At 65.1% G+C, this 15,903-nt stretch carries 12 protein-coding genes; 6 read left to right on the top strand and 6 right to left on the bottom strand.

Annotation, left to right across the window (positions count from 1 at the left end; all coding sequences use genetic code 11):
• Positions 1-196 precede the first annotated feature (196 nt).
• Positions 197-2,953 carry an aconitate hydratase AcnA gene (acnA, locus tag ABE463_RS12365; RefSeq protein WP_346468367.1) on the top strand — a complete coding sequence of 919 codons (2,757 nt, stop codon included), beginning with the start codon at positions 197-199 and terminating at the stop codon, positions 2,951-2,953.
• Between the two features lie 181 nt (positions 2,954-3,134).
• Here acnA and ABE463_RS12370 read toward each other — a convergent pair whose 3' ends face one another.
• On the bottom strand, positions 3,135-3,440 hold the full coding sequence (locus tag ABE463_RS12370; protein ID WP_346468368.1) for a hypothetical protein: 306 nt from the start codon (positions 3,438-3,440) through the stop codon (positions 3,135-3,137).
• A 184-nt stretch (positions 3,441-3,624) separates the two neighbouring features.
• Between ABE463_RS12370 and ABE463_RS12375 the strand changes: the two genes are divergently transcribed.
• The 4 genes from ABE463_RS12375 (at position 3,625) to ABE463_RS12390 (ending at position 7,547) form a co-directional block, all read left to right on the top strand.
• Positions 3,625-3,996, top strand: coding sequence for a type II toxin-antitoxin system prevent-host-death family antitoxin (locus ABE463_RS12375; RefSeq protein ID WP_346468369.1), 372 nt, complete (start codon positions 3,625-3,627; stop codon positions 3,994-3,996).
• On the top strand, positions 3,996-4,661 hold the full coding sequence (locus ABE463_RS12380; protein WP_346468370.1) for an AAA family ATPase: 666 nt from the start codon (positions 3,996-3,998) through the stop codon (positions 4,659-4,661). Before ABE463_RS12375 ends, ABE463_RS12380 begins: the two co-directional genes overlap by 1 nt.
• Before the next feature lie 181 nt (positions 4,662-4,842).
• The gene (locus ABE463_RS12385; protein WP_259260961.1) at positions 4,843-6,519 is read left to right on the top strand and encodes a long-chain fatty acid--CoA ligase; all 1,677 of its coding nucleotides are present in this window, start codon (positions 4,843-4,845) and stop codon (positions 6,517-6,519) included.
• 158 nt (positions 6,520-6,677) lie between these two features.
• On the top strand, positions 6,678-7,547 hold the full coding sequence (locus tag ABE463_RS12390) for a crotonase/enoyl-CoA hydratase family protein (protein WP_346468371.1): 870 nt from the start codon (positions 6,678-6,680) through the stop codon (positions 7,545-7,547).
• A 61-nt stretch (positions 7,548-7,608) separates the two neighbouring features.
• On the opposite strand, the gene ABE463_RS12395 is transcribed toward ABE463_RS12390, so the two are convergent.
• From ABE463_RS12395 to prfB, 4 genes are all read right to left on the bottom strand, one after another.
• Positions 7,609-9,783 (bottom strand): ATP-binding protein, encoded by a 2,175-nt coding sequence (locus ABE463_RS12395; RefSeq protein WP_346468372.1) that lies wholly within the window; start codon positions 9,781-9,783, stop codon positions 7,609-7,611.
• A gap of 1 nt (position 9,784) precedes the next feature.
• Positions 9,785-10,924 carry a two-component system response regulator gene (locus tag ABE463_RS12400; RefSeq protein WP_346468373.1) on the bottom strand — a complete coding sequence of 380 codons (1,140 nt, stop codon included), beginning with the start codon at positions 10,922-10,924 and terminating at the stop codon, positions 9,785-9,787.
• A gap of 203 nt (positions 10,925-11,127) precedes the next feature.
• Positions 11,128-12,645, bottom strand: a complete 1,518-nt coding sequence (gene lysS, locus ABE463_RS12405; RefSeq protein ID WP_346468374.1) for a lysine--tRNA ligase — start codon at positions 12,643-12,645, stop codon at positions 11,128-11,130.
• Between the two features lie 126 nt (positions 12,646-12,771).
• A protein-coding gene (gene prfB, locus ABE463_RS12410) for a peptide chain release factor 2 (RefSeq protein WP_123729159.1) occupies positions 12,772-13,897 on the bottom strand; the annotation gives its coding sequence in 2 pieces (ribosomal slippage) (positions 12,772-13,821 and positions 13,823-13,897; 1,125 coding nt in all).
• Positions 13,898-14,101: 204 nt separating this feature from the next.
• On the opposite strand from prfB, the gene ABE463_RS12415 reads away from it, so the two are divergent.
• The gene (locus ABE463_RS12415; RefSeq protein WP_346468375.1) at positions 14,102-14,851 is read left to right on the top strand and encodes a M48 family metallopeptidase; all 750 of its coding nucleotides are present in this window, start codon (positions 14,102-14,104) and stop codon (positions 14,849-14,851) included.
• Between the two features lie 50 nt (positions 14,852-14,901).
• On the opposite strand, the gene ABE463_RS12420 is transcribed toward ABE463_RS12415, so the two are convergent.
• Complete coding sequence (locus ABE463_RS12420) at positions 14,902-15,771, bottom strand: LytTR family DNA-binding domain-containing protein (protein WP_346468448.1); 870 nt, start codon at positions 15,769-15,771, stop codon at positions 14,902-14,904.
• Positions 15,772-15,903 lie beyond the last annotated feature (132 nt).

Genomic DNA, 15,903 nt, shown 5'->3' on the forward strand with positions numbered 1-15,903 from the left:
TGCATTGGGGCGCCGGGCAATGACATCGGCACTACACATGCCTGTGTAACCTTCCGTACTGAGCCCAAGGGCTGGCACGCCCCTGCCGCTGTCGCATACTGCGACGCATCGGCGGGCGCAGCGAGCCCGACGGCAGCCGCAAGCAGGCGCGTTCCGGCGCAGCCCTTGCAAGCCATCCGCAAGAGGAGTTTCTGCAATGAGCGATTCGTTCTCCACCCGCAGCCAGCTGGACGTCGGCGGCACCACCTACGACTACTTCAGCCTGCCCAAGCTCGGACAGACGTTCGACATTTCCCATCTGCCCTACTCGATGAAGATCCTGCTGGAGAATCTGCTCCGGCACGAGGATGGCGGCGTGACCGTCGGCAAGGACCACATCCAGGCCGTAGCCCAGTGGGACCCCAAGGCCGAGCCGGACATCGAGATTGCCTTCATGCCCGCCCGCGTGGTGCTGCAGGATTTCACCGGCGTGCCGTGCGTGGTCGATCTGGCCGCGATGCGCGATGCGGTGGTCAAGCTCGGCGGACGCCCGGAGCAGATCAATCCGCAGATCCCCTCCGAGCTGGTGATCGATCACTCGGTGCAGGTCGATGTATTCGGCACGCCCGACGCGCTGGACCTCAACGGCAAGATCGAATTCCAGCGCAACCAGGAACGCTATGGCTTCCTGCGCTGGGGCCAGAAGGCCTTCGACAACTTCAAGGTAGTGCCGCCCAACACCGGCATCGTCCACCAGGTGAATCTGGAAAACCTGGCCCGCGTCGTCATGACTGCGGACAAGGACGGCAAGGCGGTGGCGTACCCGGACACCGTGTTCGGGACCGACAGCCACACCACCATGATCAATGGCATCGGCGTGCTGGGCTGGGGCGTCGGCGGTATCGAAGCTGAAGCGGCCATGCTCGGCCAGCCGTCGTCGATGCTGATCCCGCAGGTGGTCGGCTTCAAGCTGACCGGCCGCATGCCCGAAGGCGCCACCGCCACCGATCTGGTGCTGACCGTCACCCAGATGCTGCGCAAGCACGGCGTGGTCGGCAAGTTCGTGGAGTTCTTCGGCGAAGGGCTGCAGCATCTGCCGCTGGCCGACCGTGCCACGATCGGCAACATGGCACCGGAGTACGGCGCGACCTGCGGCATCTTCCCGATCGATGAGGAATCGCTGACCTACCTGCGCCTGTCCGGCCGCAGCGAGGAACAGATCGCGCTGGTGGAAGCCTATGCCAAGGCCCAGGGCCTGTGGCACGACGCCAACACCGCGCACGCCAGCTACAGCGCCACTCTGGAACTGGACATGGGCGAGGTCAAGCCGTCGCTGGCGGGTCCCAAGCGCCCGCAGGACCGCGTGCTGCTGGAAGACGTCAAGCAGAACTACCGCGAGAACCTGGTCGGCCTGACCACCAATCGCGACAAGCGCAACGATGACGTCTCCACGTTCGTCAACGAAGGTGGCGGCGCGGCGGTCGGCAACGAACAGCTGGCCAAGGGCTACAGCGATGTCGAGCTGGATGGCCAGAAATTCCGTCTGAAGGATGGCGCGGTGGTGATCGCCGCGATCACCTCGTGCACCAACACCTCCAATCCGGCGGTGATGATCGGTGCCGGCCTGCTCGCCCGCAACGCCGCAGCCAAGGGCCTGGACCGCAAGCCGTGGGTCAAGACCTCGCTCGGCCCGGGCTCGCGCGTCGTCACCGATTACCTGGAAAAAGCCGGTGTGCTCACCGAGCTGGAGAAGGTCGGGTTCTATGTGGTCGGCTATGGCTGCACCACCTGCATCGGCAACTCCGGCCCCCTGCCCACCGAAGTCAGTGCCGGCATCGCCGCCGGTGACCTGGTGGTGGCCTCGGTGTTGTCGGGCAACCGCAACTTCGAAGGCCGTGTGCACCCGGAAGTCAAAATGAACTACCTGGCCAGCCCGCCGCTGGTCGTCGCCTACGCCATCGCCGGCACCACCGACATTGACCTGACCACCGAGCCGCTGGGCACGGGCAGCGATGGCCAACCGGTGTACCTGCGCGATATCTGGCCGAGCAACAAGGAAATCGGCGACGTGATCGCCGCGACCATCGGGCCGGAGATGTTCAAGAAGAACTATGCCGACGTGTTCAAGGGCGACACCCGCTGGAACACCATCAAGTCGCCCGATGGCGATCTGTACGAGTGGGATGGCAGCTCGACCTACATCAAGAACCCGCCCTACTTCGAGGGCATGACGATGGACGTCGGCCACATCGACGACGTGCACGGCGCACGGGTGATGGGCCTGTTCGGCGACTCGATCACCACCGATCACATCTCCCCGGCCGGCAACATCAAGAAGGATTCCCCGGCAGGCCGCTTCCTGCAGGAGCGTGGCGTGCAACCGGCCGACTTCAACAGCTACGGCAGCCGCCGCGGCAACGATGACGTCATGGTGCGCGGCACCTTCGCCAACATCCGGATCAAGAACCTGATGTTCGGCGGCGAAGAAGGCGGCAACACGCTGTACTTCCCGAAGGACGGCGGCGAGCCGCAGAAGCTGGCGATCTATGATGCGGCCGTCAAGTACAAGGCCGAGGGCGTCCCGCTGGTGGTGTTCGCCGGCAAGGAATACGGCACGGGCTCCTCGCGCGACTGGGCGGCCAAGGGCACCAACCTGCTGGGCGTCAAGGCGGTGATCGCCGAGAGCTTCGAGCGTATCCATCGCTCCAACCTGGTCGGCATGGGCGTGCTGCCGCTGCAGTTCAAGAACGGCGAGAACGCGCAGAGCCTGGGCCTGGACGGCTCGGAAGTGGTGGACATCACCGGCCTGGAGGATGGCGCCAGCAAGTCGGCCACCCTCACCGCCACCAAGGCCGATGGTACCAAGAAGACCTTCGAGGCGCATGTGATGCTGCTGACCCCGAAGGAAGTGGAGTACTTCAAGCACGGCGGCCTGCTGCAGTACGTGCTGCGCCAGCTGGCGGGGAAGCGATAAAAAGCTGAGCAACGCAATCATGGCGTGGAAGCCCCCCTGAAACCTCAGGGGGGGATAGCAACTCGGCCGGATCCGCGACACGCTCAGTTTCACTTCCGACTAGCGCTACCGCGCCGACAGTGCAACTACGGCAGCCATGTCGAGGGCTGCCGTATTAGTTTTGGCCGTGTAACCAAAACAATCAGGGGTACAGGCGTTCACGGAGCACCGTAGTACAGCGCAAAGTCACCTGTCCGAAATGGAAAGTCGCCACGGCCAACCACACCAGCAGCGTTGTGAGCAGCCAGGCACTTACGCCCCAGTCAACAAAATGCACCGTATCCACTGCGCTCTTGTACGCCGGCCACGCTTGCTTTAGCACGTCGCCGTAGAAGAGCGCGCAGGGCGCAGATGCAGTCAACAGGAGGATGAGCAGCCACGTGGGCTTCTCACCATACGACTTATAAACCTTGCGCCCGCGCCACTTTTCGATCAGTCGCCTCAACATTTTCGCGCTCCGCTTGGATTGTGTTCTCAAACAGTGCCGAACCGAGCACCGCCTCTCAACACCTACTGACGAACTCCTAGACGGCCATCACATTCATAATTTGTATCGCTTTCATAAATCTCATATTTAGTACAATTTATCCAAGCTGAGGTATGCTTGACCCATCCGCCACGGAGCCACCGCCATGCTGCACGCGCTCAAGTTCGACCCGATCACCGAGCTGACCCGTACCACCGCTTCGACGGTGAAGGAGCACTGGCGAAAGGTCATGCAGGACGTCCGCGAACAACAGGCCGTGCTGGTGACCAATCACAACGAGCCCCAGGCCGTCATCCTCTCCGCCGAGCAGTACCAGGCCATGCAGGCCGAGATGGTATCGCTGCAGCGCGATCTGGCCTCTCTGCGCGAACGGACCCCAGCCCTTCAGGACCTGCGCCAGCGCTTCGATGATCGCCTTGCCGTGCTGGACATTGCCGCGGCGGGCAACAAGGCGCGCGCGCTGCTGCGCAAGCCGGCAAGGCTCAAGGGCAAGGTAGCCGCAGGCAGCGGGTACTGATGGCGGCGCGACCCTTCCTGTTCGTCCTGGCAGGGGTCAACGGCGCAGGCAAGAGTTCCATCGGGGGTCACCTGCTCCGCCAGGCCGGGCTGGACTGGTTCAATCCGGACGATTGGGCCCGGCAGCTGTGCCACGAACTGGGTATGAGCCAGCGCGAGGCCAATGGTCAGGCGTGGCAGGAAGGCTTCTCCCGATTGCAGGCCGCGATCGCCCAACGGCGAAACCACGCTTTCGAAACAACCCTGGGCGGGCAATCGATCGCCGCCACCCTGGCCGAGGCCTGCGCCACGCACGATGTGCTGATCTGGTACTGCGGCTTGGGCTCCCCCGAGCAGCACATCGCACGGGTGCGCGCACGCGTCGCGGCCGGTGGCCACGCCATCAGCGACGATGACATTCGCCGCCGTTACCCGGTGGCCCTGCAGAACCTGATCGGCCTGCTGCCGTCGCTGGCGCAGCTGCAGGTGTACGACAACAGTGCAGAGACCGGGCATGGAGAACCGGTTGCGGATCCGCTGCTTGTGCTGCAGATGGACGGAGGGCGGCTGACATGGCCGGCCGCCGATGACGCCGCACACCTTCGGCAGACGCCGGATTGGGCCGTCCCTGTGCTGGAAGCGGCGCTTCAATGCCACGACGCCCGCACCGGTGAGCCACCTCAATGAGCCATCCCGTGCAGTTGCAAACGTCATTTGCCGTCGGCTGGCACACTGCCCCGACCCGCATGGCGGCCTTTCTTCACGGGCTCTTCGCGTTTTCCATTCGGGACGGTATGCTGCCGAGGCATGAAACGACGGATACTCTCCGTCATCGCGTTACATCATCCACGTTTCCTGGAGGGGGAATATGAGTCTGGAACGACCCTGGCTGCAGAGTTATCCCAAAGGCGTACCCGCCGAGATCGACGTCAACGAGTTCCATTCGGTCTCGGCCGTCTTCGACACCTCGGTGGCCAAGTTCCGCGACCGCCCCGCCTACTCCAGTTTCGGCAAGGTTCTGACCTACGGGGAAACGGACGCACTGGTCGAACAGTTCGCCGCCTACCTGCTCGGTGAGCTGCAGCTCAAGAAGGGCGACCGCGTCGCCCTGATGATGCCCAACTGCCTGCAGTACCCGATCGCGACCTTCGGCGTGCTGCGTGCCGGCCTGACCGTAGTCAACGTCAACCCGCTGTACACCGCCCGCGAGCTCAAGCACCAGCTGGTGGATTCCGGCGCGGCCGTGCTGGTGGTGGTCGACAACTTCTGCGACACCGTGCAGCAGGTCATCGCCGATACCCCGATCAAGCAGGTGGTGACCACCGGCCTGGGCGACATGCTCGGCGCCAAGGGCATCGTGGTGAACTTCGTGCTGAAGTACATCAAGAAGATGGTGCCCAACTACAGCCTGCGCGGCGCGATCCGCTTCAACCAGGCACTCAAGCTGGGCAGCCGCCACACCCTGCCCAAGGTCGAGATCGATCACGACGATGTCGCCTTCCTGCAGTACACCGGCGGCACTACCGGCGTGGCCAAGGGCGCGATGCTGACCAACCGCAACCTGGTCGCCAACATGCAGCAGGCTTCGGCCTGGATCTCCGCCTCGGGGATCGAGATGGGCAAGGAGGTGATCATCACCGCCCTGCCGCTTTACCACATCTTCGCGTTGACGGCGAACGGCCTGGTCTTCATGAAGTTCGGTGGCTGCAACTATCTGATCACCAATCCGCGCGACATGAAGGGCTTCGTCAAGGAGCTCAAGGCGACCCGCTTCACCGCGATCACCGGCGTCAACACGCTGTTCAACGGCCTGCTCAACACCCCCGGCTTCGACGAGATCGACTTCTCCTCGCTGAAGGTCACCCTGGGTGGCGGCATGGCGGTGCAGCGCGCCGTCGCCGAGCGCTGGAAGAAGGTCACCGGCGTGACCCTGGTCGAGGCTTATGGCCTGACCGAGACCTCGCCCGCGGCCTGCATCAATCCGCTCAGCCTGGCCGAGTACAACGGCGCGATCGGCCTGCCGATTCCGTCCACCGACGCCTGCGTCAAGGATGACAACGGTCAGACCCTGCCCGCCGGCGACGTCGGCGAGCTGTGCATCAAGGGCCCGCAGGTGATGAAGGGCTACTGGCAGCGCCCGGAAGACACCGCCGCGGCGGTCGATGCCGAAGGCTGGCTGCACACCGGCGACATGGCGCGGATGGATGAGCAGGGCTTCTTCTACATCGTGGACCGCAAGAAGGACATGATCCTGGTGTCCGGCTTCAACGTGTATCCCAACGAGGTTGAAGACGTCATCGCGATGATGCCCGGCGTGCTCGAAGTCGCTGCGGTCGGCGTGCCCGACGAGAAGTCCGGCGAAGTGGTCAAGGTGGTCATCGTCAAGAAGGACCCCAACCTCACCGCCGAGATGGTCAAGGAACACGCGCGTGCCAACCTGACCGGCTACAAGCACCCGCGCATCGTGGAGTTCCGCAAGGAGCTGCCGAAGACCAACGTCGGCAAGATCCTGCGCCGCGAACTGCGCGATACGCCCGCGCCGTAACGGTTCCCCAACGGCTGCATCTTCACAGGGCCCCTGCCGGCAACGGCGGGGGCCTTTTGCATTGCGTGAGATGCCGGGGGTGTAGGATCGCGGCGTGTGGACCCGTCAGGCCCGCCGCCCACCGTCCTCCCAGCGGGCCAGCCTCCGAGGAAATCGCCATGAGCACCATTGAAAAGCTGCCCGTCAATCATCGCTACGCCACCATCCGCACCGCGACCACCGGCAACGACGATGCCCATTGGCTGTACATGCATGCCGATGCCGCCAGCGGCATCCGCCCGTGCTGCCGGAAGGACATGCTCGATGAGATGTGGAATTTCATGAGCGCCATCACCCGCACCCCGGCCGAACGCAACAGCGGCAAGCTGCGCCACTTCGTGCTGGCCTCCGATGCGACCGCCTACAACCTCGGCGGCGATCTGGACCTGTTCACCCGGCTGATCCGCGAGGGCAACCGCGACCGGCTGCTGACCTACGCGCAGCGCTGCGTGGAAGGTGTGCATCACCTGCACACCGGCTTCGGTGGTGACGTGCGCTCGATCGCGCTGATCCAGGGTGACGCGCTCGGCGGTGGCCTGGAAATGGCGCTGGCCTGCCACACCATCGTGGCCGAGGAAGGCTGCGGCATGGGCCTGCCGGAAGTACTGTTCGGCCTGTTCCCGGGCATGGGCGCCTACTCGTTCCTGTGCAAGCGTGTGGCCCCACAGCTGGCCGAGAAGATCATCCTGGACGGCCGCGTGTATTCCTCCGAAGAGATGTATGCGATGGGCGTGGTCGACGTGCTGGTGCCCAAGGGCCACGGCGTCAAGGCGGTCGAGGATCTGATCCGCCAGCATCAGCGCATTCCGCACTCGTACCTGGCGATGAATGCCGCGCGCAACCTGGCCCAGGCCGTGCGCTATGACGAACTGCTGGAGATCACCAAGGTCTGGGTGGACTCCGCCCTCGCGCTGGGCGACAAGTCGCTGCGCACCATGGACCGCCTGATCAAGGCCCAGACCCGCCGCGCCACCCTCGACGTCGCCTGAGTCCTCCCCTCCCCTGTGTTGTTCAAGCCCGGCTGCCGCCGGGCTTTTTTTATGCCCCCCCTCAGCGCATGTCGCCGCCGTCGTCGGCCTGCCCCTGCGCCTTGCGCTGGGCACGTGCATCCAGTGCCTGGCGACCTTCCTTGATGCCGGTCTGGAGCAGGGTCATGCGCTGACGCCACTCGCTCTTGAGCTGCCAGTCAGCCATGCGCATCAGATCGCCCGCACGGTTCGCCACGCGGACCAGGCCCAGGTTGCTGGCCACGCCCTTGATCGCATGTGCCTGTTCTCGGAAGTGCACCCAGTCGCCGCGCTCGCCATCGGCCAGCGCGACACCGATGCACTGCTCGGCATCGGCCAGACATTGGCGGATGAACTCGCGCTCGAAACCATCGCCCATGCCCAGCGAGGCGAGCTCGTCCAGCACGCCCGGATCGAGCACGCCATCCAGGGCGGTGGCGGTACGGACGATCGGTGCGCTGGCTTTGAGCTGGCCATTGGAGGCGATGTCGGCCAGCACGTCCAGCAGCCGCACCGCGACCACCGGCTTGGCCAGGAAGGTGTGCGCACCGGCCTGGGTGCAGCGCTGGATCGCTTCGGGCGTCACGTCGGCGCTGAGGACCAGCACCGGCGTGCGTGGCCCACCGCCAGCCTGCATCACCCGCAGTTCCTTGAGCATGTCCAGGCCGCTCATGCCGGGCATGTGCAGGTCGACAATGGCTGCATCGAAGTCGCTCTCGGCCATCGCATCGAGCACCGCTTCGCCGCCATTGACGCACAACACCTTGTGGCCGGCCTTCTGCAGCAGCCGCTGCAGCACCATGCGGTTGGCCTCATGATCGTCGGCCACCAGAATGTGCATGCTGCGCACGCGGGCACGATGACGCAGGAACGGATCGGCAAAGGCGATCACGTTGCCATTGCTGTCCGGCAGCCCATCGCCCACCAGCGCCGGGGTGACCGTGCCCAGCGGCACACGTGGCGGCGCGAACGGCACCTCGAACCAGAAATGGCTGCCCTGCGGTGGATGGTCCTCGTAGCCGATCTCTCCACCCATGGCCTCGACCAGTCCCTTGGCGATGGTCGTGCCTAGGCCGGTGCCTTCGTGGCGACGGGCCATGCTGACATCGGCCTGCTCGAACGCCTCGAACAGACGCGGGCGCATTTCAGGGGCGACGCCGATGCCGGTGTCCAGGATATCGAAGCGCAGCCGCACGCCGCCGTTGGATTCGGCGTTGAGCACGCTCACCCGGATTTCGACCCGACCATGGTCGGTGAACTTGACCGCGTTGCCGGCCAGGTTGAGCAGGACCTGGCGCAGGTGCCCGACGTCACCGCGCAGCAGCGGCGGTACGGTCTCGGCTACCTTGACCCGGTAGTCCAGCCGCTTGCCCTTCGCCTGTGGCAGCAGGATCAGGCCGATGGCCTGGATCACATCGGCCAGCGCGAAATCCTCGGCGTTGACGCGCAGCTTGCCGGCTTCGATGGCCGAGATGTCCAGCACCTCCTCCACCAGCGCCAACAGGCTGCGTGACGAGGCCTGGATGGTGTTGACGCACTCGCGCTGCTCTTCATCCAGCTTGGTGGTGGCCAACACTTCGGTCATGCCGGACAGGCCGTTGAGCGGCGTGCGGAACTCGTGGCTCATGTTGGCCAGGAAGCGGCTCTTGGCTTCGTTGGCGCGGCGTGCCTCGGCCATGGTCCGGGTCAGCTGGCGCAGCAGCGTGGAGAAATACAGTGGCACCGCGGCCAGGCCCAGCCACAGACCGAACGCCAGGCGTGCGTTCTGCCCCCAGTACGGCGTCAGTAGCGCGGTACTGCCGAAACTCACCATGGCCATCGCCACGGCCACGTAGAGATAGTTGTTGCCGAACCGCATGCCGTTGCCGACGGTCACCCACATCACCACGATGTAGACCCAGGCCAGCGGCTCGCCCATCTGCACCATGCCGGCCGCGATCAAACCGTAGTCGGCGAGCATGCCGGCCACGCGCCGCGGGTCCGAGCGCCCCGGCCGCCACAGCAGCCAACCAAACAGACCCAGCGACAGGGTCAGCCCGGTCAATACGATCGCCAGCACGCCGTGGTACTGCGCCGGCGGCAGGTCATGGCGCGGGCCGGGCATGAGGACGTACAGCAGGATCACCGTGATCAGCGCGATCCGGACGATCGCCTGGCCATGTTCGGAATCCGGACGTTGCGCCAGACGTTGCTTCAGGCGCGGGTACAGACGGCGCATATCACATCCCCGGGCGGGATGACGCAGTGGAGTGCTGTGCGCAGATGTCCTCAAGCTGGAGACGGCCGCGCATCAGGGCATCGACGCAGCGCGGATCGAACAACCGTCCACGCTGGGCGTACAGATAAGCCAGCGTGGCTTCCATGGTCCATGCTTCCTTGTACGGACGCGGTGAGATCAGGGCATCGAACACGTCGGCCACAGCGACGATACGCGCCTCCAGCGGAATGGCGTCACCGATCAGCCCATCCGGGTAGCCGCTGCCGTCGTAGCGCTCGTGGTGGCGCAGCGCGATCAGCGCGCCGACCTGGATGAAACGGTTCTGGCTGCCGCTCAGCAGTTCATAGCCGATGCGCGGGTGCCGGCGCATGATCGCCTGCTCCTCATCGCTCAACTTGCCCTGCTTGAGCAGCACGGCATCGGGAATGGCGATCTTGCCCATGTCGTGCAGGGGCGCGGCCATCTCGATCAGCTTGACCTCTTCCTCCGGCAGCCCGAGCTGCTCGGCGATCAGCCCCGCCACGTGCGCCATGCGCTCCAGGTAGGCGCTGGTGCCGGCATCACGGAACTCGATCGCACGCGCCAGGCGCGAAAGCGTCTCGCGCTCGCGCTCTTCCACCTCGTGCATGCTGGCCAGCAGCCGCTGCTCCAGCGACAGCGCGCGTTGCTTGACGTTCTCCGACTGCTGGCGCAGCTGCAACAGGTTGTAGCAGCGCGCGCGCAGTTCGCGCGGGCGGATCGGCTTGACCAGGAAATCGATCACGCCGGCTTCCAGCGCGGCCTGGCGGATCGGCTCGTCGCCGACCACGGTAATCAGGATCACCGGGATGTCACGGTGCTTGGGCAGGCGACGGAAACGGCGGGCGAACTCCAGCCCATCCATCTCCGGCATGCGGTAATCGAGCAACAGCAGATCCACGGCATGCGACTCGCACCACGCGAGCGCCGTCAGTGGATCGCCGAAGTCGTGCACGGACAATTCCGGCGCGATGTCCTCGATGACATGGCGCAGCATGGTACGCGCGGACGTCTGATCGTCAACGATGACAATATTCAAGGCTGCTTCTGCCTTCTTCCTTGACCACACTGGAACATGCTGCGGAGAGGATACTCCGCCGCTCTGGACACTGGCACCTTGCATGGGTCCGCCTCCCGTCATGAACACCCCAGTTCATGATCGTCGTCACAGTGTGATGCCGGTGTAGGCACCTCCTGCAACCCGTCATGGTCCGTGGCCATCACGCCATAGCAACACTAGCTAAGGCCACGCAGAAACCATACTCGCGCGGCCACGGGAGCGGAACCCCCATCCGGACGTGCCCCAAGCACGCCCGGACGTACGTCTCAGTTTTCGGGACGCATATACGGGAACAGCAACACGTCACGGATCGAGCTGCTGCCGGTGAGCAGCATCACCAGCCGGTCGATACCGATACCCAGGCCGCCGGTCGGCGCCATGCCGTACTCCAGCGCGCGGATGTAGTCGGCGTCGTAATGCATGGCCTCGTCATCACCGCCCTCCTTCGCCGTGACCTGGGCCTGGAAACGGGCCGCCTGGTCTTCCGGGTCATTCAGCTCGGAGAAGCCGTTGGCCAGCTCCTTGCCGTTGATGAACAGCTCGAAGCGGTCGGTATAGCCCGGCTGGTCATCGTTGGCACGGGCCAGCGGCGAGACTTCCACCGGGTGGTCGGTAATGAAGGTCGGCTGGATCAAGGTGTGTTCGACCGTGGCTTCAAAGATCTCCAGCAGCAGCTTGCCCCAGCCGTAGGACGGCTTGAGGCGGATCTTCAGGCGCTCGCAGTGGGCCACCAGCGCATCGCGATCGGTGCAGTCGGCCGCACTGATCTCCGGGTTGTGGTGACGCACCGCCTCGTCCATGCGCCAACGGCGGAAGGCCGGGGCCAGATCGATCGTGGCGCCGTCCCATTCCACCGTGGTGGTGCCCAGCACCTTGCTGGCCACGTCACGGATCACGCCTTCGGTCAGGTCCATCACTTCGGTGTACGTGGCATAGGCCTCGTACAGCTCCATCATGGTGAATTCCGGGTTGTGGCGGGTGCTGACGCCTTCATTGCGGAAGTTGCGGTTGATCTCGTACACGCGCTCCAGCCCACCCACGACCAGGCGCTTGAGGTACAGCTCCGGGGCCACGCGCAGGTACAGGTCCAGGTCCAGCGCGTTGTGGTGGGTGGTGAACGGCTTGGCCGTGGCGCCGCCGGGGATGTAATGCATCATCGGCGTTTCGACTTCCAGGAAGTCGCGGTTGTCCAGCCAGGCGCGCATGGCGCGGATGATCCGCGAGCGCTTGATGAACACCTCACGCGACTCCGGGGTCACGATCAGGTCGACATAGCGCTGGCGGTAGCGCTGCTCCACGTCGGCCAGGCCGTGCCACTTGTCCGGCAACGGGCGCAGCGACTTGGTCAGCAGGCGGATGCTGGTGGCCTTGACCGACAGCTCACCGGTCTTGGTACGGGCCAGCCCACCCTCCACGGCGATGATGTCACCCACGTCCCAGCCCTTGAAGGCGGTGTAGGCGTCACCCAGGGTGCTGCCCTGCAGGAACAGCTGGATGCGGCCGGACTCGTCCTGGATCTGGGCGAAGCTGGCCTTGCCCATCACGCGCTTGGCCATCAGGCGGCCGGCCATCTTGACCTGGCGGTCACTGGCTTCCAGCGCTTCGGCGGTCCACTGTTCGGCGTCGGCGAACTCGGCCTGCAGGGTGCCGGCGAAGTGCTCCCGGCGGAAATCGTTCGGGTAGGCGATGCCCTGCCCGCGCAGGGCGGTCAGTTTCGCGCGGCGCTCGGCGATGAGGCTGTTCTCGTCGACGGGGGGCTGCGGCGCGGCGGTCTGATCGTTCATGGCGTGGGTCTATGTATGTCGGGGGGAGGTACGGTCCCCGCCATCATGCCGATGGTCGGGGCGGAATGCGAAACCGGGCGTGGCCCGGGCACAACGGATCGGGGCCGCGCGTGGCGGCCCCGACGGTCAGGCGTCGGTGCGTTTGGCACCCACGGCCAGGCCGGACTTCAGGCTGGCTTCGACGAACTCGTCGAGGTCGCCATCCAGCACCTTCTGCGTATCGGAGCGTTCGATGCCGGTGCGCAGGTCCTTGATACGGCTCTGGTCGAGCACGTAGTTGCGGATCTGGCTGCCCCAGCCGATGTCGGACTTGGTGGCTTCCACCGCGTCGCGCTCGGCGTTGCGCTTCTGGATTTCCAGCTCGTAGAGCTTGGCGGCCAGCATCTTCATCGCGTTGTCGCGGTTCTGGTGCTGGCTGCGGCCGGTCTGGCAGGCCACGACCGTGTTGGTCGGGATGTGCGTGATACGCACCGCCGATTCGGTCTTGTTGACGTGCTGACCACCCGCGCCGGAGGAGCGGTACACATCGGTACGCAGGTCGGCCGGATTGATGTCGATCTCGATGTTGTCGTCGACTTCCGGCGACACGAACACCGAGGTGAAGCTGGTGTGGCGGCGGTTGTCCGAATCGAACGGCGACTTGCGCACCAAGCGGTGCACGCCGGTTTCGGTCTTCAGCCAGCCATAGGCGTAATCGCCTTCCACACGCAGCGTGGCCGACTTGATGCCTGCGACATCGCCGCCGGAGACTTCCATCAGCTCGGTCTTCCAGCCACGCGATTCGCACCAGCGCAGGTACATGCGCAGCAGGATTTCGGCCCAGTCCTGGGCTTCAGTACCGCCGGCACCGGCCTGGATGTCGACGAAGGCCGCCGCGGTATCCATCTGCCCGGAGAACATGCGCTGGAATTCCAGCTGTTCGACGTGCTTCTGGTACTTGTCCAGATCGCTGACCACGGCCAGGGCGGTTTCTTCGTCCTGTTCGCTTTCGGCCAGTTCCAGCAGTTCGCCCGACTCGGTCAGGCCGTCGAGGATCGTGGCGATGCCGCCGACGGTCTTCTCCAGATTGGCGCGTTCGCGGCCAAGGTTCTGGGCGTACTCGGCGTTGTTCCAGATATCAGGATTTTCCAGTTCCCGGGTTACTTCTTCCAGACGCTCTTTCTTGGCGTCGTAGTCAAAGATACCCCCTGAGCGAGAGCACGCGATCGGTGAGATCGGTGATGCGCTGGCGGACAGGATTGAGCTCGATCATGTCGGCGATTAATGCGTGCGAAAAGACTGTCCATCATAGCCTATCCGGGGCTTTCCGGCGGCGGCCGGGACGGGAGGCGCCTTCTCCCGGCCGGGAAAACGACATCACTGAACACGGGCGGCCGGCCAGGCGGTAGACTTCGGCCCCGCCGCGCGGCCCCCAGCCCGCGGCGTCCCCCAACGCACGATATGGAGCACCACCCCGATGAGGACGTCATCCTCCGCCCTGTTGCTGGCTCTGGCCTGCCTGACCGCTTCCACCACCGCTTCGGCGCTCGACCTCAAGCAGCTGACCAGCACCGGCCTGAAGGCCGGCCAGGCGCTCACCCTGTCCGACCAGGACGTGGCCAAGGCCGCCGACGAAGCCTGCGTCTACATGGACCAGCAGAACAAGGTCGCCCCCGCCAACAATCCGTATGCCCAGCGTCTGGCCAAGATCACCCAGGGCCTGGCCAATGAAGACGGGATGAGCCTGAGCTTCAAGGTCTACCTGACCGAAGACGTCAACGCCTGGGCCATGGCCAACGGCTGCGTGCGCGTGTACTCCGGACTGATGGACATGGCCTCGGACGATGAGGTGCGCGGCGTGATCGGCCACGAGATCGGCCACGTCAAACTTGGCCATTCCAAGACCAAGATGCGCACCGCCCTGCTGGCCTCGGCCGGTCGCGACACGCTGGCCGCCTCGGGCAATGCCAATGTCGCCGCCCTGACCCAGGGCCAACTGGGCGAACTGGCTGAAGGCTTCGTCAACGCGCAGTTCTCGCAGAAGGAAGAAAGCGCGGCCGACGAATACGGCTACCGCTTCATGAAGCGCCACCAGTACAACCCGGCCGCATTGGCCAGCATGTTCCGCAAGCTGTCCAGCGATGGCGGCCTGATGTCCTCGCACCCGGGCTCGGAAGCCCGCGCCGGGCGCATCGACGCGATGATCAAGAAAGACAGCAAGCGCTGAGTTCCCTGCCGGCACTCTGGTCCGCCAGGGTGCCGGTCAGCCCGGCAGGGTCAGGCCGGTGCCTGCACGGCCAGCGCCTGCCGGAACGAGGGCAGCTGCCGGCGGCTGCACGGCACGCGCCCACCATCGTCCATGTGCAGCAGGGCCTCGCCCCCGTCCAGCGGCTCGATCGAGACCAGGTGCCGCACGTTCACCAGCCAGCTGCGGTGGGCACGCACGAACAGCGCCGGATCCAATCGTTCTTCCAGCGCCGCCATGGTGCTGCGCAGCGGGTAATCGTGCCCGCGCACCCGGAGATTGACGTAGTTGCCGGCCGCCTGGGCATATTCGATATCACCGGTAGCGACCAGGAAGTCGCGGCCCAGCTTGCGCACCAGGAACCGCTCCGGGCGCTCCACCGCGTCCACCGGCGGAGCATCGTCCGGCGCGGCCAGCAGATGCGCCTCGCCCTGCCGGCGCCGCCCGAACCAGCTGAAGAAGTGCTCGATCGCCACGAAGGTGAAGAACGCACGCACATCCTTGAGGTACTCGTACATCAGGCGTACCGGCCAGGTGGCATCGTCCTGGTAGTGGTAGCCGAGCGCGGCATACGCGAGATGGCGCAGCCCCATCATCCCGGTGACATGCACCAGCGACCACGCCACGCTGGCCAGCAGATACAGCGGCAGCCGCCGCTTCCAGGTATCGGCGTGCAGCGGCCAACGCTGGCAGCCCCACCAAAGCACCGGCAAGGTCAGCAGGATCATCGCGACGCTGCTCAGCTCCCAGATCATCGGCTGCCACAGGCCCAGGTCTTCGCCACGGCGGGCCGCATCCATCACTTCCACCACCGCATTGGTCACCGCGGTGGTCAGCAGGATCACCGACCACACCAGCATCCGCGCACCCGGCCGCCACCGCGCGGCACGTCCGTTCACCATTGAATCGTCCATTTGCAAAGGGTCGTCAGCCTGACTCATCACGCCATGGTAGTGCGCCCCGCCCGTCCCTTGGCGACCGCCATTCGTCACTTGGCGCGGCGTCGCCTGGTTGCGCCCTCTTTTCGGACTGCG

Origin of the sequence: Stenotrophomonas sp. TWI819 (genome assembly GCF_039673075.1) — a bacterium.
Taxonomy (GTDB): Bacteria; Pseudomonadota; Gammaproteobacteria; order Xanthomonadales; family Xanthomonadaceae; genus Stenotrophomonas; species Stenotrophomonas rhizophila_B.